Genomic DNA, 22,173 nt, shown 5'->3' with positions numbered 1-22,173 from the left:
AAATTGAGGGATATCCCGCATAAATTCAGTAGTTTCACCCGGTTCTCATCAAAAAACATGTCGCGTAGGATGCAGGCACGCTTTCATGTAGCTGTCGAGAAAATGACATCCACGACAGCTTCTGATGCGCATATCAAGCGCGTTCTCATCCGCATTTCACCCGAGTGGGAACGCCACACCAGGGAGACAGCAACTTGATAAGGAATAAACAGGATTTTTGGTCCGGGGGGATGTTCATCGCCCTGGGCACGGGTTTCGCGTTGCACGCAACGCAGTACAGCATGGGGACCGCGGCGCGCATGGGCCCCGGGTACTTTCCCTTCTGGCTCGGCGTCGTGCTGGCGCTGGTGGGCGCGATCGTGCTGCTGGGCTCGCTGTCGCGGCGCGCCGCGCAGACCACCATCACCCGCTTCGACTTTCGCATCGTCGCCCTGGTGGTGGGGTCGGTCGCGCTATACGGCTTCGCGCTGCAATCGCTGGGGCTGTACCTCTCCGTCTTCCTGCTGGTGATCGTCAGCAGCGTCGCCAGCCATGAATTCAACTGGAAAGTGGCGGTCGCCAACGGACTGTTCCTGGTGCTCTTCTCCTACCTCGCCTTCATACGCGGACTGGGCCTGATCTTTCCGCTCTGGCCGAGCTTCATGAGCAACTGAGCGGGGAGACAATCATGGAACTGCTGCACAACCTGATCCTGGGTTTCTCGGTGGCGATTACGCCCGAGAATCTGTTCTACGCATTCCTGGGCTGCCTGCTGGGCACCCTGGTGGGCGTGCTGCCCGGCCTGGGCCCGGTGCCCACCATCGCCATGCTGCTGCCCATTACCTATGTGCTGCCGCCCACGGCCGGCCTCATCATGCTGGCGGGCATTTACTACGGCACGCAGTACGGCGGGTCGACCACCGCGATTCTGGTGAACCTGCCAGGCGAAACATCGGCGGTGGTGACGGTGCTCGATGGCCATCAGATGGCCCGCAACGGACGCGCCGGATCGGCACTGGCGCTGGCCGCCATCGGCTCATTCTTCGCGGGCAGCGTGGCCACGGTGCTGATCGCGGCGTTCGCCCCGCCGCTGGCCGAGGTGGCATTCGCCTTCGGGCCGGCGGAGTATTTCTCGCTGATGGCGCTGGGCCTGATCGGCGCGGTGGTGCTGGCGTCGGGATCGTTGCCCAAGGCCATCTGCATGATTCTGCTGGGCCTGCTGCTCGGCATGGTCGGCACCGATGTGAATTCCGGCGTTGCCCGCTATGACTTCGGCGTGCCCGAGCTGCAAGACGGCATCGACTTCGCGGTGGTGGCGATGGGGGTGTTCGGCCTGTCCGAAATCATGGCGAATCTCGAACTCAAGGAGCAGCGCGTCGAGATTACCGACAAGGTGGGCTCGCTCTATCCCAGCCGGGAAGAATTCCGCGAGGCCGCGCCCGCCATCGTGCGCGGCACGGCGCTGGGTTCGGCGCTGGGTATCCTGCCAGGCGGCGGTTCGGTGCTGTCGGCGTTCGCGTCCTATGCGCTCGAGAAGAAGCTGTCGCGGCAGCCCGAGCGCTTTGGCACTGGCCACCCGGCCGGCCTGGCGGGCCCCGAATCCGCCAACAACGCGGGCGCGCAAACCTCGTTCATTCCGCTGCTGACGCTTGGGATTCCCGGCAACGCCGTGATGGCGCTGATGGTCGGCGCGATGACCATTCACAACATCCAGCCCGGCCCGCAGGTGATGTCGAGCCACCCCGAGCTGTTCTGGGGCTTGATCGCATCGATGTGGATCGGCAACCTGATGCTGGTCATCCTGAACCTGCCGCTCATCGGCATCTGGGTGAAGCTGCTTCGCGTGCCCTATCGCATGCTGTTCCCGGCGATCCTGGTGTTCTGCACGATCGGGGTGTATTCACTGAACTACAACACCTTCGACATCTTCATGTTCGCCGTCTTCGGCATCATCGGCTACATCTGGAGCAAGCTCGGCTGCGAAGGTGCGCCGCTGCTGCTCGGCCTGGTGCTCGGTCCCATGATGGAAGAGAACTTCCGGCGCGCCCTGCTGCTGTCACGCGGCGACTTCAGCACCTTCGTGACGCGGCCATTGTCGGCGTCGCTGCTGGCGGCCGCCGGCGTGCTGCTGGTGCTGGTGGCGTTGCCTGCCCTGCGCAAGAAACGTGAAGAGGCGTTTGTCGAGGCCGACTGACAAGGGCAGTACAGACAGTTGGCTCTTTGCCCGGGATCGGCATCGATACCCGGGCATTTTTTTGCCCGCCCTGCCCCACCTTGCCGTCAGGCGCCCGGCCGCCGACCGCCCGACGGCCCGCGCCGCAGGCTCAAACGCGCGCCGGCAGCGTCTCGCGCTGCGGGTGGCGGTGCCGCGCCAGCGCTTCGATGAAGCCGGACGTGACCTTGGCGGACGTATCGCCCACGATCACTCCCGCATCCTCGCGCGAGGGATCGAGGCCGGCGGCCTCCAGCACACTGGCGCTTTCGCCCAGCGCCAGCAGCGTCTTGCCGTGGCGATAGCTGTCGCGCACGAACTCCAGCGCCCTTCCGTCCTCCAGCCAGCGCTCGGTGGCGGCCGCGCCGGCCGGCAACGCCATGCCGTCGAACAGGCCGGAAGGCTGATTGTCCAGCGAGGCATCGGCATCGAGCGAGCCGCCGTCGGCGGTAGCCACCGGGCCGATGTGCTGCCCCACCAGGCGCACCACCACCCCGGCCTTCATCAAGGCTTGCGCCAGTGCCGACACGCCCGCGCCGTCCACACCCTTGGCGACCAGTATGGCCACCTTGCGCGTGGCCACGCCGCTTTGGCCCGGCCGCGCCGTCAGCGACAGCGCGGGCGACCGCGCCACTTCCGGACTGGGCGCATCGCGCGTGGCGCGCGGCATCGGTTCGGGCAACGCCATGCCCAACTGGTCGGCGACCGCCTGCGCCAATGCGTCGGACACATTGCGCAGCGATGCCACCATGCGTTGGCGAATGGCCGCGACCGTCACCTTGCTCAGTTCGAAGGCGAAGGCGCTTTCCAGGTGGCGGCGCTCCCAGTCCTCCTGGCTGTGGTAGAACAGGCTCGCCTGGTTGTAGTGTTCGGCGAACCGCGCGGGATGGCCGCGCAGTTCGTCGCCGGCAATGGGTTCCGGAAACGACACATAACCCTCCATGCCGGCCTGGAACGGGCAGCCGCCAGCCAGCGAGTTGGGCTCGTAGGCGACTCGGCCGCGATGCACCGCCTGCCGGTGCATGCCATCGCGCTGGTTATTGTGAACCGGCGCCAACGGCGCGTTGATCGGGATCTCATGGAAATTGGGGCCGCCCAGCCTGGAGATCTGCGTATCGACGTAGGAATGGATCCGTCCGGCCAGCAGCGGGTCGTTGGTGAAGTCGACCCCTGGCACCACGTGGGCCGTGCAGAAAGCCACCTGTTCGGTCTCGGCGAAGAAGTTGTCCGGATTGCGATCCAGCACCATGCGCCCGACCGGCCGCACCGGCACCAGTTCCTCGGGAACGAGCTTGGTCGCATCCAGCACATCGAAGCTGAAGCGCTCGGCTTCTTCCTCGGTGAACACCTGCACGCCGAGTTCCCATTGCGGCCCCTGTCCGGCGTCGATCGCCTCCCACAGGTCGCGGCGATGAAAATCGGGATCGGCGCCCGATACCTTCACGGCCTCGTCCCACACCTGCGAGTGCGTTCCCAACAGCGGATTCCAGTGGAACTTCACCAGGCGCGATTCGCCACGCCCATTGACGAAGCGGAAGGTGTGCACGCCGAAGCCCTGCATCATGCGGTAGCTTCGCGGAATGGCGCGGTCGGACATCAGCCACATCAGCATGTGGGTCGACTCCGGCATCAGCGAGACGAAGTCCCAGAAGGTGTCGTGCGCCGAGGCCGCCTGGGGCATGCCATGGTGCGGTTCGGGCTTGAGCGCGTGCACCAGGTCGGGAAACTTCATGGCGTCCTGGATGAAGAAGACGGGCATGTTGTTGCCCACCAGGTCCCAATTGCCCTCGTCGGTATAGAACTTGACGGCGAACCCGCGCACATCGCGCGCCGTGTCCTTCGAGCCGCGCTCGCCCGCCACCGTCGAAAAGCGCGCGAACACGGGAGTGCGCTTGCCTTTGCGAGCGAACGGCGACGCGCAAGTCAGGTCGGTCAAAGGCTCGTAGCATTCAAAATAGCCGTGCGCAGCCGAGCCCCGCGCATGCACGATCCGCTCCGGGATGCGCTCGTGGTCGAAATGCGTAATTTTTTCACGCAGGATGAAGTCCTTGAGCAGCGCGGGGCCGCGCAGGCCGGCCTTGAGCGAATGCTGGTTATCGCTGATGGGCACGCCCTGGTTGGTGGTCAGCGCCTGCCCCTGCCCGTCCGCGCGCACCCGGCCCAGCGGCCCGCCGGCCGCGTTCACCCCCGGCTCGGCGGCCGCGCCCGTCTTGGCGTTGTGCTCGCGCTCGGACAGGGAACTGGCCCCCGCCGACGCATCTGGCAGCGCCGCCTGGGCGCCCCGATAGGGGCGGCGCGCCCCCTCTTCGCCGTACTCGTCGGCTTTGTTCGGATGCTGCGGCAGCACCTCGGCCATCGCTGCCACCGCCGCGGCCCGCCGCAGGGCGGGGGAACCGCTGCCTGCGGCGGGCGGCGTGGCGGGCCCGCTGTCGGTATTGTCGAACGCCGTCTCGACGGGGCCATGCGTGCCGGCCCTGCTGGTTCGCTTGCTTGCCATGGAAATCTCCTTGTATGCGCCGATACCTCTGCGCGTCCGGCAGCAGGCCGGCGCGGCGAGATCGGTTGCCGGCAGCAAGCGGCGTACCCGCCTTCGGCGGGATAGCAGCCCCCTATGGCAGGTTCTCGCGCAGGATCACCTGACTGCGGTTCATCTCCACGCCGCTCATGGGGCTGCGCTTGTCGCGCACGTTGCAGAAGATGCGCACGCAGCTCATCAGCGCCTCGACCGGGCTTTGCGTGATGACGGCGTCCATGGTGCCGTCGATCAGCAGCGCGCGCGTGTCCGGCGTCAGGCCATGGCCGATGAACACCACGCGATGCTGCAGGCCGGCCTCTTTAAGCGCCCGCGCCACGCCGTCGGACGCGCCGCCGATGTTGTAGATGCCAGCCAACTGTGGGTATTGCTCCAGCAACTGCCGCGTCTGTTCGTAGTTGCGCTGCGCGTCGTCGTAGCCTTCGCGCAGATCCACCACCTGCATGGCCTGGAACTGCTCGGCGTACAACTGCAGGAAGCCGCCCTCGCGTTCCTCATGGGCACGGTAGTGACGCGAACCGGCGATCAGCGCCACGTGCGCGGCGCGCGGGCCAATGAAGCGCGCGATCAGGTAGCCGGCGGTGCGGCCGGCGGCGCGGTTGTCCAGGCCCACGTAGGCCACGCGGGCGCTGTTGGCCAGGTCGGAGATCAGCGTCACCGCCGGCACGCCACGTTCGGCCAGCAGATTGACGGCTTCGCGCACCACCGGATGCTCCAGCGCCATGAAGGCGATGCCGTCGGCGCGCCTGCCGTGATGCAGCAGCGCCTGCGCCAGGGCTTCGGGGTTGAAGCTCTCGACGTAATCCACCTGGCAGCGCGCGTTGAGCGGCGCGAAGTGTTCGTGCGCGTAGCTCACGCTGTCGCCCAGCATGCGCAGGAAGCGGTTGCTGCCGCGCGGCAACAGGATCACCAGCCGCATGGGCTCGGGCGCCATGGCCGCATACAGGTCGGCCTCGGGCAGGTAATCGAGTTCGGCGGCGGCCTTGAGCACGCGCTGCGCGGTGCTGTTGCGCACGCCGGGGCGCCGGTTCAGCACGCGGTCGGCCGTGGCGGTGGACACGCCGGCCAGCGCCGCGACCTCGGCCAGGGTCGCCAGCTTGCGTTCTCGAGTTGGCTTGTTCACATCAAAAACCATCATTGTTTGGGTTTGACGATGCGGGCGCCGGTTCACTATTGTCCGTCATGCCTCAGCGCGATGGACTTCTGTGGCACCTCAAAAAACATCATAACCAAGATTCTGGAGACAACCATGAAGCTGCTCACCCGCCGCAGTGCCTTGCGCCGTCTGTGCGCCCTTCCCGCCGCGGCCGCCCTGGGCGGCGGTTTTCCGTTGATCGCCCGTGCCGCCGACTATTCGCTCAAGTACGGCAACAACCTGCCCGTCTCGCACCCGTTGAACATCCGTGCACAGGAAGCCGCCGACCGCATCCTCAAGGAAAGCAATGGCCGCGTCGACATCAAGATCTTCCCCAACAACCAGCTCGGCGGCGACACCGACATGCTGGCCCAGGTGCGTTCGGGCGGCATCGACTTCTTCACGCCGTCGGCGCTGGTGATCGCCACGCTGGTGCCGGTGGCCGCCATCAACGCCGTCGGCTTCGCCTTCAAGGACTATGGCCAGGTCTGGGGCGCCATGGACGGCGCGCTCGGCGCCCACGTGCGCGCCGCCATCGCGCAGCGCCGCCTCTATGCCTTCGAGAAGATGTGGGACAACGGCTTTCGCCAGACCACCAGCAGCAAGGCGCCGGTCACTCGCGCCGCCGACATGGACGGGCTGAAGATCCGCGTGCCGGTCAGCCCGCTGCCCATCTCCATGTTCAAGGGCCTGGGCGCGGCGCCGGCCAGCCTGCAGTTCAGCGAGGTCTATTCCTCGCTGCAGACCAAGGTGGTGGACGCGCAGGAAAACCCGCTGCCCATCATCCAGGTGGCCAAGCTGTACGAGGTGCAGAAGTACTGCTCGCTGACCAACCACATCTGGGACGGCTACTGGTTCATCGCCAACGGCCGCATGTGGGAAGGCCTGCCGCAGGACCTGAAGACGGTGGTGGCGCGCGGCATCAACGAGGCCGGGCTGGCGCAGCGCGAGGACATCAAAAAGCTCAACGCCTCGGTGCAGGCCGACCTGGAAGGCAAGGGCCTGGTGTTCAACCAGCCCTCCGCCGACAGTTTCCGCGAGCAGTTGCGCAAGGCCGGGTTCTACAGCGAATGGCGGCAGCGATTCGGCCAGCAGGCCTGGGGCCTGCTGGAGCAGGCCGTCGGCAAGCTCGCCTGAGGCCGCGTCATGTCCTCGCTATCCTCTTCCCATGCCGGCGCGCCGGTGTTGCCGGCCCATCCGCTGCGACGCGCGGCCGAGGCGCTGGACGCGGCGCTGGGCGGCCTGGTCGAATGCGTGGCGGCCGTCCTGGTGCTGGTCGAGATCGCGGTGCTGTTCGCCGGCGTGGTGGCGCGCTACGTGTTCCACAGCCCGCTGGTGTGGTCGGATGAACTGGCCTCGATCCTGTTCCTGTGGCTGTCGATGCTGGGCGCCGTGGTAGCGCTGCGCCGTGGCGAACACATGCGCATGACGGCGCTGGTCAACCACATTGGCGCGGCGCGCCGCGCGCAACTGGAGGCTGGCGCGCTGGCCGCCTCGCTCGCCTTCCTGTTCCTGATCCTGGCGCCCGCCATCGAATATGCGCATGAGGAACACTTCATCATCACGCCGGCGCTGGAGTTGAGCAACGCTTGGCGCGCAGCCGCCATTCCGGTCGGCATGGGCCTGATGGCGGTGGTGGCGCTGTTGCGGTTGCTGCGCACGCAGACCCTGCCCCAACTGCTGCTGGCGCTGGCGGGCGCGGCGCTGATCGTCGCCGCGTTCTGGCTGGCGCAGCCGCTGTTCGCGGGACTGGGCAAGCTCAACCTGCTGATTTTCTTCGTCGCTGTGGTTGCCGCCACCGTGTTCGCCGGCGTGCCAATCGCGTTCTCGTTCGCGCTGGCGACATTCTCGTACCTGGCGCTGACCACCAACACGCCGATGCTGGTGATGGTGGGCCGCCTGGACGAAGGCATGTCGCACCTGATGCTGCTGGCGGTGCCGCTGTTCATCTTCCTGGGCTCGCTGATCGAGATGACCGGCATGGCGCGCGCCATGATCCAGTTCCTGGCCAGCCTGCTGGGTCACGTGCGCGGCGGCCTGTCGTACGTGCTGATCGGGGCCATGTACCTGGTGTCGGGCATCTCGGGCTCGAAGATTGCCGACATGGCGGCGATCGCGCCGGTGCTGTTTCCCGAGATGCGCAAGCGCGGCGCCAAGCCGGGCGACCTGGTGGCGCTGCTGGCGGCCACCGGCGCGCAGACCGAGACCATTCCGCCGTCGATCGTGCTGATCACCATCGGCTCGGTCACCGGCGTATCGATCGCCGCCCTCTTCACCGGCGGCCTGCTGCCTGCCGTGGTGCTGGGACTGGCGCTGTGCTCGGTGGTCTGGTGGCGCTACCGCAAGGAAGACCTGAGCCTGGCGCAGCGCTTTGCGCCGCGCGAGATTGGCCGCTTCTTCGTCATCGCCCTGCCGGCCGTGGCGCTGCCCTTCGTGATCCGCGCCGCGGTGGTCGAAGGCGTGGCCACCGCCACCGAGGTCTCCACCATCGGCATCGTCTATTCGGCGCTGGTGGGCGCGCTGATCTACCGGCGCTTCGACCTGGCGCGGCTCAAGCCCATGCTGATCGAGACCGCCTCGTTGTCAGGCGCCATCATGCTGATCGTCGGCTGCGCCACCGCCATGGCCTGGGCCCTGACGCAATCGGGCTTCTCGGGCGACCTGGCGCGGCTGATGGCCGGCATGCCGGGCGGCAGTTACGGTTTCCTGGCCGTGTCGATCGTGGCCTTCATCATCCTGGGCAGCGTGCTGGAAGGCATTCCCGCCATCGTGCTGTTCGGGCCGTTGCTGTTTCCGGTGGCGGCGCAGGCCGGCGTGCACGAGGTGCATTACGCCATGGTGGTGATCTTCGCCATGGGCATCGGCCTGTTCGCGCCGCCCTTCGGCGTCGGCTACTACGGCGCCTGCGCCATCAGCCGCGTCGATCCCGACGAAGGCATCCGCCCGATCTGGGGCTACATCGCCGCGCTGCTGGTCGGGCTGGTCATCGTCGCCGCCTTCCCCTGGATCTCGACCGGCTTTCTCAAGTCTCCTTCCTGAACCCGCGCGGCCCGCGCCGGGCCGCGCATCCCGCCACTTCCCCTACAAGAATCCATCATGAGTCGTTTCCTGGGCGAAATCCGCCAACTCGGTTATGTGGTGCCCGACATCGAGGCCGCCATGGACTACTGGAGCCGCACGCTGGGCGTGGGCCCCTGGTTCTACAACCCCAAGGTGCCGATCGAGAACTACCGCTACGATGGCGCGCCCTATGAGCCGCACAACTCGGTGGCGCTGGCCAACTCAGGCTTCGTCCAGGTCGAGCTGATCCAGACCCGCAACGATGTGCCGTCGATGTACCGCGACTTCCAGCAGGCCGGCCGCAGCGGCCTGCAGCACGTGGCCTACTGGACCGATGACTACGATGCCGACCTGGCGCGCCTGCTGGCGCAGGGTTTCGTGCCCAAGATGCAGGGCGAAGTCGGCGACAAAGGCCGCTTCATCTACTTCGACACCGAGTACCACCCGGGCACAGTGATCGAGCTGTCCGAAGTGGCCGGCCCCAAGGGCCGCCTGTTTGACCTGATCCGCGACAGCGCGCGCGACTGGGACGGTCGCGACCCCGTGCGCCCGTTCCCCGACCTGAAACAGCTTTGACACCGCATCCGGGCTTTGCACCACCGCCATGAACACCCAAGTCATCCGCGCCACCTACCTGATCGAAACCCCGCTGGAACCGGCGCGCGTCGCCGAGGTCATGGCGGGCGAACAATCCTGCGGCACCTTCACCCGGGTCGTGGGCGAAACCGATGAATTGCGGGCGCGCGCCCGCGCCCAGGTCGAATCGGTGCAGGAACTCGAACCGACCGGCCATGCCAGCCTGCCCAACGCCTGGCTCGCGCGCCAGCCAGGCGGCATGCCCGCCATGCTGCGCCGCGCGCGCGTGCGCATCGCCTTTCCGGTGGCCAACATCGGCCCCAACCTGCCGACGCTGGCCGCCACCGTCGGCGGCAACCTCTACGATCTGGGCGAAGTGACCGGCCTGCGGCTGGAACAACTGGCCTTGCCGTCCGACTACCGCGCCCAGTTCGAGATGCCGCGCGTGGGTATCGCCGGCACGCGCAGCCTGACCGGCGTGACGCACGGTCCGCTGGTGGGCACCATCATCAAGCCCAACGTCGGCCTGTCGCCCGAGCAGACCGCTCACCTGGTGGCGCAACTGTGCGCGGCCGGTGTCGATTTCATCAAGGACGACGAGGTCTGCGCGAACCCCGCGCATGCGCCGCTGGCGCAGCGCGTGGCCGCCGTCATGGCGGTGGTGCGGGCGCACCGCGAGCGCACCGGCCGCCAGGTGATGGTGGCCTTCAACATCACCGACGAAACCGACGCCATGCGGCGCCATGCCGACCTGATCGAACGCGAACAGGGCGGTTGCGTGATGGCCAGTCTGAACTGGTGCGGCTATTCCGCCATCCAGACCCTGCGCCGCCACACGCCGCTGGCGCTGCATGGCCATCGCAACGGCTACGGCGCGCTGTCGCGCCATCCGCTGCTGGGCATCGGCTTCCAGGCCTACCAGACGCTGTGGCGGCTGGCCGGCGTCGACCACATGCACGTGCATGGGTTGCAGGGCAAGTTCTCGCAGGCGGACGAAGAAGTGGTCGAAAGCGCGCGCGACTGCCTGGCCGCCCTCACGCCCGGCATCGATGACCCGGTGATGCCGGCGTTCTCGTCCGGCCAGTGGGCCGGCACCGTGCCCGCCACCTGGGCCGCGCTGCGCACGGACGATCTGCTGTTCATGTCGGGCGGCGGCATCCTGGCGCATCCGGATGGTCCGGCCGCGGGCGTGCGCAGCATCCGCCAGGCCTGGCAGGCTGTGCGCGCCGGCCAGGACCTGGCCCTATTCGCCGCCGAGGCGCCCGAGCTGCGGCGCGCGCTGGACCATTTCGGATCGCGCGCATGACCGACGACCCCGCCCCGCGTGTCACCTGGTACGGCGATGACTTCACCGGCGCCACCGATACGCTGGCGCACGTGGCGCTGGCCGGCTGGCGCAGCCTGCTGTTCCTGGGCGTGCCATCGGCGCGGCAGCTCCAGCGCGCCGGCCCGCTGGATGCCATCGGCATCGCCGGCGCGGCGCGCGCCATGGCGCCGGACGAGATGGTGCCCGAACTGCGCAAGGCCGGCCGCTTCCTGGCCGCCACCGGCACCCGCATCGTGCACTACAAATGCTGCTCGACCTTCGACAGCGCGCCGCATATCGGCAGCATCGGCGCGGCGGTCGGAGAATTGCGCCGCCACCTGCTCAATCCGCTGGTCCCGATCGTCGGCGGACAGCCCGGCATCGGCCGCTATTGCAGTTTCGCCAACCTGTATGCGCGCGCCGGCGGCGGGCCCGAGATCCACCGCATCGACCGCCATCCGGTGATGCGCGCGCATCCCGTCACCCCCATGCAGGAAGCCGACCTGCGGCGCCATCTGGCGCCCCAGGGGCTGCCAGGCATCGCCTCCTTGCCCCACATCGCCTATCCGCCGCTGCGCGGCCCGGCCGACCTGCGCGCGGCCGATCGATGGATCGACCATGTCCTCGACACGACCGACGGGCCGTTGTTGCTGGACCTGGTGGACGATGACCAACTGCCGCTGATCGGCCGCCTGCTGTGGCGCGCCGCTGCCACGCTGCCGTTGCTGGTGGTGGGTCCGAGCAGTGTGCAGCAGGCCCTGGCGCGGGCCGCGGGCCGCGAGCCGGTGGCGCAGGCCCCCACCCTGCCGCCCGCCGATGGGCCGGTGCTGTTGGTGGCCGGCAGCCTGTCGCCGGTCACGGCCCGGCAGATTGCCGCCAGCCGGCGCTATACGCGCCAGCCGTTGCAGGTGGCGCGGCTGCTGGGCGACCCGGCCTATGCCCGCGCCCGGGTCCAGGACGCCGCCCACGCGCTGGCGCAGGGACAGCATGTGCTGGTACATACCGACGTCCCACCCCAGCCCTTGTCGCCCGGCCACACCGGCGCCACCGCCCGCGCCACCGGCCAATTGGTGGCCGGCATCGTGCGCGCCAGCGCGGCGGCAGGCCGGCGCCTGACACGCCTGGGCATCGCCGGCGGCGACACCTCCAGCCATGCGGCGTTGGCGCTGGAGTCGTGGGCGCTGGCCTTTCACAGCACGCTCGCCCCCGGCGTCACGATCAGCGTCGCGCGCAGCGACGACCCGCTGACCGACGGCCTGCAGCTGATGCTCAAGGGCGGGCAGATGGGCGCGGATACGCTGTTCGACGACCTGGTGGCGGGGACACCGCGCGGGCCTGGTGCTGCCGCATGAACTGGCGGACCAGGTCTACACGCTATGCCCACGCCTGGACGGCAACGCAGCCCCACTGGCGGTCGGCGCGCTAGCTGTGCAGGCCTTCCCTGCGGAAAGCACCGGGCTTGCAACAGTAAATGGCACACCTGACACGGGCGGCGCCGGCGCGCGTATGCTCGACCTTTCAAGACCTAACATAATCACCGGCAGGGGCCAGGCCACCTTTCCACTCCGATGGCGGCCAGGCCATGGCCCCGCGCCCCTGGAGAGGAGCAGACAGTTGGCGAACACACCCAATACCGAACTCAAGGGCGATCTCAAGTCCCGCCATCTCACGATGATGTCCATCGCCGGCGTGATCGGCGCGGCGTTGTTCGTGGGTTCCGGCAAACAGATCGCGCTGGCCGGCCCCGCCGTGATCCTGGCCTATATCGGCGGCGGCATCCTGGTCATCCTGGCCATGCGCATGCTGGGCGAGATGGCGGTGGCGCAACCGGACACCGGTTCGTTCTCGACCTACGCCGACCGCGCCATCGGACGCTGGGCCGGCTTCACCATCGGCTGGCTCTACTGGTACTTCTGGGCCCTGCTGATGGGTTGGGAAGCCTACGTCGCCGGGCAGATCCTGCACGGCTGGTTTCCAATGCTGCCGGCCTGGGGCTACGCGCTGCTCGTAACGGTATCGCTGCTGATCGTCAACTTCCTGAACGTACGCAATTACGGCGAATTCGAATTCTGGTTCGCGCTCATCAAGGTGGTGGCCATCATCCTTTTCCTGGTGATGGGCAGCCTGGCGCTCGCGCACCTGTGGCCATGGGGCGGCGCCAGCGGCTGGAGCCAACTGACCAGCCAGGGCTTCATGCCCAATGGCCCCAAGTCCGTGGTGGTGGCGCTGCTGGGCGTGATGTTCGCCTTCATCGGCGCCGAGATCGTCACCGTCGCCGCCGCCGAATCGGCCGATCCGGGTCGCGAGATCATCAAGACCACGCGCTCGGTGGTGTGGCGCATCTGCCTGTTCTACGTCGGCTCGATCTTCATCGTGGTGTGCCTGGTGCCGTACAACGCGCCCGGGTTGACGCAACCGACCCACGGCACCTACAACGTCGCGCTCGAGGCGCTCGGCATTCCGCATGCGCAATTGATCGTCAATTTCATCGTGCTGACTTCGGTGTGCAGTTGCTTCAACTCGGCGCTGTACACCGCCTCGCGCATGCTGTATTCGCTGGCCAGCCGCGGCGATGCCCACCGCGTCATGCGGATCACCGGGCGCAAGACCGGCACGCCCTATGTCGGCGTCCTCATCTCCAGCCTGTTCGCCTTTGCCGCAGTCTGGATGATGGCAACCTCGAAAATGGATGTCTATGACGTGCTGATGCAGGCCACGGGCACCATCGCGCTGTTCGTATACCTGGCGATCGCATGCTCGCAATTGCGCATGCGCCAGCGCCTGCAGGCGCGCGGCGTCACGCTGCAATTCAAGATGTGGCTGTTCCCCTGGCTCACGTATGCGGTGATCGTCTGCATCATCGCCGCGCTGGTCACCATGGTGGTCGAAGGCACCTATCGCAACGAAGTGCTCTACACCTCGGCCCTCGCCGCCGTCATCGTCACCATGGGCATTGGCGCGCAGGCGTTCGGCATCGGCACGCGCGGGCGGCCCGGCGCCGCACCGGCGACCGCCGGCGCCGACTGAAACCCGCCGCCAGGGCGCCGCTCACCCGCCGGCGCGGCCCGTGGCCCGCGACAGCACCGCGCGCAAGCCGCCCGGCCGCCCCGCCTGCGGCGCTCGCATTTCATAACGCAGGGCAAGGCCGTGATTGCGCGCGATCCGCTGCGAGATCGACACGCCCAGGCCGCTGCCCGACTCCTCGTTGCCCGCCGCCCGCAGGAAGCGGTCGCCCAGGCGCGCCAGGACCTCCGGCGCCAGGCCCGCGCCCTCGTCATCGACCAGGATGCGGGTCGGCTCGAAGCGGATGCGGACGCGGGCATGGCGGGGCCCGTAGCGGATGGCGTTGTCGAGCAGATTCTTCAACAGGATGGCCAGCGCCTCGGCATCGCCGGCCACCGGCAGCGCCACCTGGTCGGCGGCAGGCCAATCCACCTCGATATCGACGTCGCGCCGGTTGGCGATCAAGAGACAATCGCCGATCGCCTGTTCCGCCACGGCGCGCCAATCCACTTCGGCAGCGAAGGCGATTTCACCGACACTGTCCAGGCGCGCCATGGTCAGCAACTGCGTCACCAGCCGGTCCATGCGATCCAGCCCGCGCGTCACGCGCGCCTGCGCCTCGGCGCGCAGCGCCGGGTCCTGCGCGCGCTGCGCCACCTCCCATTGCACGCGCAGCGCTGCCAATGGCGTGCGCAACTCATGGGCCGCATCCGCGGTCAGGCGCCGTTCCTGTTCGATCAGGCGGCCGGCGCGCGCCAGCAGGCCGTTCATGGCGGCCACCAGCGGCTTGAGCTCACCCGGCGCGTCCTCCGGCAAGGGCGTGCCATCGTCGGGCCGGCGCAGCTCCAGGGCGCGGGACAAGGCCCGCACGGGCCGGATCGCCCGCCGCACCGCCGCCACCAGCACGAGGATCAGCACCGGCAGCCCAACCAGCCAGGGCGCGAGCTGGCTCATCAGATAGGCCACGACCAGATCCTCGCGTTCGCCCACGCGCTGGCCCACCGCGACCCGCGTCGCGCCCGTGGCGTCGCTCAGGTAATAGAGCCGCCAGCGGTGGCCATTGACCAGGCTGTCGGCAAACCCCTGCACACCGTCGCCGCGGGGAAACTGGCGCGCCTCCGCGTCCATCACCAGCGGCTCGCCCGCGCCTCGCCAGATGGCCACCGACAGGTCGCCGTGGCTGGCGTCGCCGGAGTCGGGCGCCTGCGTCAACAACGGCGCGACCGACGACACCGATGGCGGCAGCAGCGAGGCCACGGCCAGCGTCTGCTCCGCCAGCCGCAGCATGTCGGTATCGTACAGTTCGTTGATCTCGTGCTGCGCCCGCCAGTAGGTGCCGGCGATGGTCAGCAGCCAGCCCAGCGGCACGGCCAGCAGCACCGCGATGACCAGGCGGCGCTGCAGGGTCATGATTCGGCATCCGGCTGCCCCAGCGCATAGCCCGAGCCACGCAGGGTCCGCACGATCTTGGGATGGATCTTGCGCCGCAGGTGATGCACGTGCACCTCCAGGGTGTTGCTGCCTTCGTTGTCGGTGTCCCAGTCATACAGCTTGTCGCGCAGGAAATCGCGCGTCAGCACCCGGTTCGGATGCGACAGGAACAGTTCCAGCAATTGCGCCTCGCGAAAAGTCAGGTCGACCGGCTGGCCTTTCCAGCGCGCCTCGTGGGCCGAGGGCTGGTATTCCAGGTCGCCATGGCGCCACACGGGTTCCGGCTTGCCGGCCACCCGCCGCGTGACCGCGCGCAGGCGGGCGGCCAGTTCGTCCAGGGTGATGGGTTTGATCAGGTAATCGTCGGCGCCGGCATCCAGGCCGGCGATGCGGCTGTCGACGGCGTCGCGGGCGGTCAGGATGAGCACCGGCAGGTCGTGCCCCGCCCGGCGCCAGCGCTGCAACAGGGCGACGCCGTCTTCGCCCGGCAGGCCCAGGTCCAGCACCACCGCGTCGTACTGCACCACCCGCAGCGCCTGGTCGGCCTCGCTAGCGCTGCCGAACCAGTCGACGGCGTAGCCCAAAAGGCGTAGGCCTTTCTTGATGCCATCGCCGATAAGCGGGTCGTCCTCGACGATAAGGATACGCATTTGATCCCCCAGCAGTCCGATAGCAGCCAGATTACCACCGCCACACGCTTAATTTGCGATTAAGGTCCGGCCTCTACGCTGCGGGCCATCGTTAAAGGAACTCGACGATGCGCCGACCGGAATCTTTCATGCCGCAGCTCAAATCCTCCTCCTTCCTGGCCGCCATGGCCCCGCACACGACGGTCCGCGCCGAACGGCCGGTCCTGCACATCCATCCCGAAGGCGATCCTGCCCGCGCGCGGGTCGAAGCCTATATCCACGAGCGTTACCGGCAGCGCTTCGGCGCGCAGATCAAGCACTGGATGCCCAGTCTGGTAAGCCTGCGCGTCGGCGAAGAAATCCTGGCCGCGGCGGGCTACCGCGATGCAAGCGAGCCGCTGTTCCTGGAGCGCTACCTGGCCGCGCCGATCGAGCATTACCTGGGCGAGCGCGGCCTGCCGGTGGCGCGCACGCATATCGTCGAAACCGGCCAGTTCGCCGCCGTCCGGCCCGGCGCCGGCCGCCTGCTGGTGCCGCTGCTGGCGCATCACTTGCACCGCGGCGGCTTCGAATGGGCAGTAGGCACGCTGACGCAGGAACTGCATCACCTGTTCTCGCGCATGGGCCTGGCGCACCAGCCGCTGGCCAGCGCCAGCGCCCGCGGCCTGAGCGCGGCCGACCGCAAGGACTGGGGCACCTACTACGAGCACGAGCCCAAAGTGTTCGCCGGCCGCCTCGACGCCATCCTGGCCCGCATCCCGGAGCGCGAAGCATGAGTGTCAATGCCTTCTTCGCCGCGCTGCGCGATCCGGCCCGCGCCCAGCACCTGGCCCTGCGCTCGCCGGCGGACACGCTGACCTATGCGGCCCTGATCGATCGCGTGCGCGATTGCGGCGAGCAGCTATCGCGCAGCGGCGCGGGCATCGTGGCCTCGCTGCTGGACAATGGCGCCGACTGGATCGTGCTCGACCTGGCTTGCCTGGCCAGCGGCGCGGTGCATCTGCCGCTGCCCCTGTTCTTCACCCCCGAGCAGATCGCCGCGACCCTGCGCGCCAGCGGCGCGCAAGCCTTGGCCTGCGCCGCCGGCGATGCCGGCCGCCTGGCCGGCTTCGGCTTCAGCCCCAGCGCGGTCGCGGGCGAACTGACCCTGCTGCGGCGCCAGGCACGGCCGGCGCAGTTGCCGCCGGGCACCGACAAGATCACCTTCACCTCGGGCTCCACCGGCCTGCCCAAGGGCGTCTGCCTGGGCGGCGCCGCCATGCTGGCGGTGGCCGCCGGCCTGGCGCAGGCCACCGCTCCCCTCGGCATCGCGCGCCACCTCGTCGCGCTGCCCCTGCCGGTGCTGCTGGAGAACATCGCCGGCGTCTACGCGCCGCTGCTGCACGGCGCCACGGTCGACGTGCGCCCGCTCGCCCAGGTCGGGCTGTCCGGCTCCTCGCAATTCGATCCCGCGGCCCTGCACGCCGCGCTCACGGACGCGCGCGCCGACAGCGTCATCGTGTTGCCGCAGATGCTGCGCGCCTACGCCGGCTGGCTGCATGCCACCCGCCACCCCGCTCCCGCCGGATTGCGCCTGGTGGCGGTTGGCGGCGCCGCGGTCGGCACGACGCTGCTGGGCCAGGCGCGCGCCGCCGGCCTGCCCGCTTATGAAGGCTACGGCCTATCGGAAGCGGCCTCGGTGCAGACCCTTAATCTGCCCGGCGCCGACCTCCCCGGGTCTGCCGGGCGACCGCTGCCCCATGCGCGCATGCGCATCGGCGAGCGAGGCGAAATCGAAGTCGCCGGCAGCCTGGCGCTGGGCTATCTGGGTGAACCCGCCGCGCGCCGCGAATGGTGGCCGACCGGCGATCTGGGCCGGATCGACGCGGCCGGCTTCCTGCACATTCAGGGCCGCGCGAAAAATGTGCTGATCACGGGCTTCGGACGCAACGTGTCGCCCGAATGGGTGGAAGTGGCGCTTACCAGCCAGCCCGAGATCCGCCACGCCGTGGTGCTGGGCGACGGCCAGCCCGCGCTGGGCGCCGTGGTCTGGCCGCAAGGCGACCAGGATGACGCCGCCCTGGCGCGCGCCATCGCCCGCGCCAACCAGCATCTGCCCGACTACGCGCGCATCGGCCCGTGGACTCGCGGCCGCGCCGATTTCTCCGCCGCCGCAGGTCTGGCGACGGCCAACGGCCGGCCCCGCCGCGACGCCATCCGGCAGCGACACGCCGACCTGTTTCCTCCCTCCGAACAACCTCTGCAACCCTGAACCGCCATGCCCTTCTACGACACCCTGCTGAGCGAAACGCGGCAACACCGCGACCGCCTGATACAGACCCCCATCATCCAGGAATGCCTGCGCGGCGAGGTCACGCTGCCCGGCTACATCGCTTTCCTGCGCGAGGCCTACCACCACGTCCGCCACACCGTGCCGCTGATGCACAGTTGCCGCGCGCGCATTCCCGCGCGCCTGGGCTGGCTGGACGAAGCGCTGGAGGAGTACATCGAGGAAGAGACCGGCCACGACGAATGGATCCTGAACGACCTGCGGGCCCTGGGCCAGGACGCTGAAACGGTGAAACGGACCGGCCCCGGCCCGGCCACCGAGATCATGGTGGCCTATGCCTACGACACCATCAACCGCAACAATCCGATCGGCTTCTTCGGCATGGTGCATGTGCTCGAAGGCACCAGCGTCGCGCTCGCGCTCAATGCCGCCGACCGCATCCAGCAGGGCCTGGCGCTGCCGGCCTCGGCCTTCAGCTACCTGCGCTCGCACGGCACGCTGGACCAGGAACACACGGCGCATTTCGCCGAGCTGGTCAATGACCTGGACGATGCCGCCGACCAGGCCGCGGTGGTGCATGCCGCGCGCATGTTCTACGGCCTGTATGGCGGCATTTTCCAGGGCCTGCCGCGCGCCGCCGACGGAGCCCGCCCATGAATATCCGCGAAGCCTCCGTCGTCCTGACCGGCGCGGCCGGCGGCCTGGGCAGCGCTATCGCGCGCCGGCTCCGCGCCCAGGGCGCCCGCGTGCTGCTGATCGGCCGCAGCGCCGAGCCGCTGCTGGCGCTGGCGCAGTCTCTCAACGCCGGCGGCGCGGACCGCAACGCGGTCGATGCGCTGGTGGTCGATGTCACCACCAGCGGCGGCCGCGCCGCCATCGTCGATGCCGCGGCGGCGCGCGGCGCCAACGTCCTCATCAACAACGCCGCGCTCGCGGCGTTCGCGCCGGCGCAGGACCTGCGGGCGGAACAGGCGCAGCAACTGTTCGCCACCAACGTGCTGGCGCCGATGCTGCTGACCGGCGAGATGCTGCCGCAGTTGCGCGCCCTGCCCAGCGCGCAGGTGCTGAATATCGGCTCGGTGCTCGGCAGCCTGGGCGTGCCGGGATTTTCGGCGTATGGCGCCTCCAAGGCGGCCCTGCGCGTCTACACCGAGGCGCTGCGGCGCGAACTGGCGGGAAGCGGCGTCAAGCTGCAGTACTACGCGCCGCGCGCCATCGACACGCCGTTCAATTCGCCCGAGGTCATCGCCTTCAACCAGGCCACGGGATCGCCCAGCGACTCGCCCGACAAGGTGGCCCGGGCAGTGCAGCGCATGCTCGAAGGCGAATCGCCGCAACGCTTTGCCGGCCTGGTCGAAGCGCTGGCCGTACGCCTCAACACCCTATGCCCGCGCCTGCTGGACGGCGTCTTTGCCAAGCACCGGCGCGCGCTTGGCGCGGTATTTCCCAAATCAGGAGTTTCCTCATGAATCGACGTCATCTGTTGCGCGGCGCCGCCGCCGCTGCCATTGCCTGCCTGTCGCTGGCCGGGCCGGGCCTGGCCCGGGCCGAACCGGCCGAACTGGACCAGGGCATACGCGCCTTGCAATCGGAATGGGCCGTGATCCAGTACCAGACGCCGGAACGCGAGCGCGAAGCGCGGTTCGAAGGCCTGTCGCACCAGGCCCAGGCGCTCACCGCGCGCTACCCGGACCGCGCCGAGCCGCACATCTGGGAAGGCATCGTGCTCAGTTCCTGGGCCGGCGCCAAGGGCGGGTTGGGCGCGCTCAGCATCGCCAAGCAGGCCAAGGCGGAATACGAAACGGCCATCAAGATCGACCGCAAGGCGCTGGATGGCTCGGCGCTGAACAGCCTGGGCGTGCTGTACTACAAGGTGCCCGGCTGGCCGGTGGGCTTCGGCGACAACAAGAAGGCCGAAGCGTTGCTGCAACAGGCGCTGGCGCTGAACCCCGACGGCATCGATCCGAACTACTTCTACGCCGACTACCTGATCTACCGCAACCGCAAGGCGGAAGCCGTCGCCTACCTGCAAAAGGCGCTCAAGGCCCCGCCCCGCCCCGGCCGCGAGGTGGCCGACCAGGGCCGCCGCGCCGAGGTCCAGGCGTTGCTGCGCCAGGCGAACTAGCCGCCGCGCCGGCCGGCGCGAAATCCAGCGCCTTCATCGCCGCCGCCAGCGCCTGCGGCGCGTAACCGTCCCACGGTGTGTCGCCAACATCCAGGCGCTCATGGATGTTGGCGATGGTCCACTGGTTGCTGGCCCGGACCTCGCCCAGTTCGTCCCAGGCCAGCGGCACCGACACGCCCAGCCCCGGCCGTGCGCGCGCCGACCAGGCCGCCACCGTGGTGGCGCCGAAGCCGTTGCGCAGGTAGTCGGCGAAAATCCGGCCGACCCGGTTCTTCGGCCCGCTCTTGGCCACGAACACCTGCGGCAGCGTGCGCGCCAGATGCTGCACGATGGCCCGCGAGAACGCCTTGACCGTGTCCCAGTCGTATTGGCGCCGCAACGGCACCACCACATGCAGGCCCTTGCCGCCGCTGGTCTTGAGCCAGCCCTGCAAACCGATCTCGGTGAGCAGTACGCGCAGCAATTGCGCGGCCCGTTGCACCGCGTCCCAGGCCACCTCCTCGCCCGGGTCCAGGTCGAACACCATGCGGTCGGGCCTGCCGATGGCGCGCTTGGTCGCGTTCCAGGTATGGAACTCCACCACGTTCATTTGCACGGCCGACATGAGCGCCCGCGGCGTCGGCACCGCCATCAGGGGAGGATGGTCGGGGTCCAGCGCCTGCGGCAGCGAGGTCACGCCCGGCATCTGCGCCTCCAGGTGCTTCTGGAAGAAGAACTCGCCCTCGATGCCTGCCGGCGCGCGCAGGAACGATACCGGGCGGTCCTTCAGGTGGCGCAGCAGCATCGGCGCCACCAGCCCGTAGTAGCGGGCCAGATCCAGCTTGGTCAGCCCGGTAGACGGATCGATGACGCGGTCCGGATGCGTAAGCCTGCCGACGGCCGTGGCGGCGCTGGCGGCCTTGGCATCCCTCATCGTATCCTCGTCCATCGCCACCTCCCGCGTGATCGCCCGCGCCGGTTTATCGGTGCGCAACCCACGGAAAACGGGATGGCGCACATGACCCGATTCCGTCCATTCGCCGAACGACACTTCCGCCACCAGTTCGGGCCGCACCCAGTGCGTGCCGCGGCCGCCGCCCCCCGCCTTGACGCTGGCCCGGCGCGTCTGCAATGCCTGCAACCGCCGCCGCAGCGCGACCAGTCCGGCGTCGTCGAAACCGGTGCCGACCTTGCCGGCGTACACCAGCCGGCCAGCCTCGTCGTGATACGCCAGCAACAGCGCGCCCAACCCTGCCCGGGCGCCTTTGGGATCGGTATAGCCGACGACGACGAATTCCTGCCGCCGCGCGCACTTGAGCTTGAGCCAGCTATCGCTGCGGCGCGAGACATAAGGGGATGACAGGCGCTTGGCGACGATGCCTTCCAGCCCCATCTTGCAGGCCGACGCCACCAGGTCCGCCGGCGCCGCGTCGAACGCGTCGCTCAAGCGCAGCGGGTCGCCCGCGGCGGCCTGCATCACTCGCGCCAGCACCGCGCGGCGCACGCGCAGCGGCTCCCCGCGCAGATCGCGGCCGGTCACATAGGGCAGGTCGAACACGTAGAACAGGATGGCGTCGGTGCGTTCGCCATCGAAGGCGTTCTGCAGCGCCTGGAAGCTGGGCGCGCCGTTGTCGGCCAGCATGACGATCTCGCCGTCCAGCCACGCGGTTTCCAGCGGCACGCGCCGCAGGGCCGCCACCAGGTGCGGCAGCCTGGGCGCCCAGTCATGGCCGTTGCGCGTGTACAGCCGCACCTCGCCGTGATCCAGCCGCGCAAGCAGCCGGTAGCCATCGAACTTCATCTCGTACAGCCAGTCGTCGTCGCCCTGGGATGGGATGCCCTCGGCCAGCGTGGCCAGTTGCGGCTTGAGCTGCCGCGGCAGGTCGGCCGCCGCGCCCGGCAATGGGCCGGCCGGCGGCGGGTCGGCGGCCGGCCC

General features: G+C 68.8%; 18 protein-coding genes. 13 read left to right on the top strand and 5 right to left on the bottom strand.

Going from position 1 to position 22,173, the window contains the following annotated elements:
- Positions 1 to 230: 230 nt before the first annotated feature.
- Both AC6LKG_RS16205 and AC6LKG_RS16200 read left to right on the top strand, forming a co-directional pair.
- Entirely contained in the window at positions 231 to 653 is a 423-nt protein-coding gene (locus AC6LKG_RS16205) for a tripartite tricarboxylate transporter TctB family protein (RefSeq protein WP_498165836.1), read from the top strand.
- A gap of 14 nt (positions 654 to 667) precedes the next feature.
- On the top strand, positions 668 to 2,173 hold the full coding sequence (locus AC6LKG_RS16200; protein ID WP_498165833.1) for a tripartite tricarboxylate transporter permease: 1,506 nt from the start codon (positions 668 to 670) through the stop codon (positions 2,171 to 2,173).
- Between the two features lie 130 nt (positions 2,174 to 2,303).
- On the opposite strand, the gene AC6LKG_RS16195 is transcribed toward AC6LKG_RS16200, so the two are convergent.
- Both AC6LKG_RS16195 and AC6LKG_RS16190 read right to left on the bottom strand, forming a co-directional pair.
- The gene (locus tag AC6LKG_RS16195; RefSeq protein ID WP_498165831.1) at positions 2,304 to 4,688 is read right to left on the bottom strand and encodes a catalase; all 2,385 of its coding nucleotides are present in this window, start codon (positions 4,686 to 4,688) and stop codon (positions 2,304 to 2,306) included.
- 112 nt (positions 4,689 to 4,800) lie between these two features.
- Entirely contained in the window at positions 4,801 to 5,862 is a 1,062-nt protein-coding gene (locus AC6LKG_RS16190; protein ID WP_498165828.1) for a LacI family DNA-binding transcriptional regulator, read from the bottom strand.
- Positions 5,863 to 5,973: 111 nt separating this feature from the next.
- On the opposite strand from AC6LKG_RS16190, the gene AC6LKG_RS16185 reads away from it, so the two are divergent.
- The 6 genes from AC6LKG_RS16185 (at position 5,974) to AC6LKG_RS16160 (ending at position 13,828) form a co-directional block, all read left to right on the top strand.
- Complete coding sequence (locus AC6LKG_RS16185) at positions 5,974 to 6,996, top strand: TRAP transporter substrate-binding protein (protein WP_498165825.1); 1,023 nt, start codon at positions 5,974 to 5,976, stop codon at positions 6,994 to 6,996.
- Between the two features lie 9 nt (positions 6,997 to 7,005).
- Complete coding sequence (locus AC6LKG_RS16180) at positions 7,006 to 8,898, top strand: TRAP transporter large permease (protein WP_498165823.1); 1,893 nt, start codon at positions 7,006 to 7,008, stop codon at positions 8,896 to 8,898.
- A gap of 57 nt (positions 8,899 to 8,955) precedes the next feature.
- Positions 8,956 to 9,495 (top strand): VOC family protein, encoded by a 540-nt coding sequence (locus AC6LKG_RS16175; protein ID WP_498165821.1) that lies wholly within the window; start codon positions 8,956 to 8,958, stop codon positions 9,493 to 9,495.
- 28 nt (positions 9,496 to 9,523) lie between these two features.
- Positions 9,524 to 10,801, top strand: coding sequence for a ribulose-bisphosphate carboxylase large subunit family protein (locus AC6LKG_RS16170; protein WP_498165818.1), 1,278 nt, complete (start codon positions 9,524 to 9,526; stop codon positions 10,799 to 10,801).
- Positions 10,798 to 12,153 carry a four-carbon acid sugar kinase family protein gene (locus AC6LKG_RS16165; RefSeq protein ID WP_498165816.1) on the top strand — a complete coding sequence of 452 codons (1,356 nt, stop codon included), beginning with the start codon at positions 10,798 to 10,800 and terminating at the stop codon, positions 12,151 to 12,153. The genes AC6LKG_RS16170 and AC6LKG_RS16165 overlap by 4 nt, the downstream gene beginning before the upstream one ends.
- Positions 12,154 to 12,472: 319 nt before the next feature.
- A complete protein-coding gene (locus AC6LKG_RS16160; RefSeq protein ID WP_498165910.1) occupies positions 12,473 to 13,828 on the top strand; it encodes an amino acid permease in 1,356 nt (451 codons plus the stop codon).
- Positions 13,829 to 13,849: 21 nt separating this feature from the next.
- On the opposite strand, the gene AC6LKG_RS16155 is transcribed toward AC6LKG_RS16160, so the two are convergent.
- The gene (locus AC6LKG_RS16155; protein ID WP_498165813.1) at positions 13,850 to 15,214 is read right to left on the bottom strand and encodes an ATP-binding protein; all 1,365 of its coding nucleotides are present in this window, start codon (positions 15,212 to 15,214) and stop codon (positions 13,850 to 13,852) included.
- Positions 15,211 to 15,885, bottom strand: coding sequence for a response regulator (locus AC6LKG_RS16150; protein ID WP_498165810.1), 675 nt, complete (start codon positions 15,883 to 15,885; stop codon positions 15,211 to 15,213). Before AC6LKG_RS16150 ends, AC6LKG_RS16155 begins: the two co-directional genes overlap by 4 nt.
- 128 nt (positions 15,886 to 16,013) lie before the next feature.
- Between AC6LKG_RS16150 and AC6LKG_RS16145 the strand changes: the two genes are divergently transcribed.
- Genes AC6LKG_RS16145 through AC6LKG_RS16125 form a run of 5 tightly spaced genes read left to right on the top strand, consistent with a single transcriptional unit; the run spans position 16,014 to position 20,258 of the window.
- Positions 16,014 to 16,640, top strand: a complete 627-nt coding sequence (locus AC6LKG_RS16145; protein ID WP_498165808.1) for a thermostable hemolysin — start codon at positions 16,014 to 16,016, stop codon at positions 16,638 to 16,640.
- On the top strand, positions 16,637 to 18,115 hold the full coding sequence (locus AC6LKG_RS16140; RefSeq protein WP_498165806.1) for an AMP-binding protein: 1,479 nt from the start codon (positions 16,637 to 16,639) through the stop codon (positions 18,113 to 18,115). The genes AC6LKG_RS16145 and AC6LKG_RS16140 overlap by 4 nt, the downstream gene beginning before the upstream one ends.
- A 6-nt stretch (positions 18,116 to 18,121) precedes the next feature.
- A complete protein-coding gene (locus AC6LKG_RS16135) occupies positions 18,122 to 18,790 on the top strand; it encodes an iron-containing redox enzyme family protein (protein WP_498165805.1) in 669 nt (222 codons plus the stop codon).
- The gene (locus AC6LKG_RS16130; RefSeq protein WP_498165804.1) at positions 18,787 to 19,602 is read left to right on the top strand and encodes an SDR family oxidoreductase; all 816 of its coding nucleotides are present in this window, start codon (positions 18,787 to 18,789) and stop codon (positions 19,600 to 19,602) included. Before AC6LKG_RS16135 ends, AC6LKG_RS16130 begins: the two co-directional genes overlap by 4 nt.
- Positions 19,599 to 20,258, top strand: a complete 660-nt coding sequence (locus tag AC6LKG_RS16125; RefSeq protein WP_498165802.1) for a hypothetical protein — start codon at positions 19,599 to 19,601, stop codon at positions 20,256 to 20,258. Before AC6LKG_RS16130 ends, AC6LKG_RS16125 begins: the two co-directional genes overlap by 4 nt.
- Here AC6LKG_RS16125 and ligD read toward each other — a convergent pair.
- Positions 20,173 to 22,173 (bottom strand): DNA ligase D (gene ligD / locus AC6LKG_RS16120; RefSeq protein WP_498165800.1); only part of this gene is annotated, 2,001 nt, incomplete at its 5' end. The two genes, AC6LKG_RS16125 and ligD, sit on opposite strands and share 86 nt — an antisense overlap.

The organism is Achromobacter sp. 46006 (genome assembly GCF_059761975.1).
This window is presented reverse-complemented; position numbering and strand designations above follow the sequence as displayed.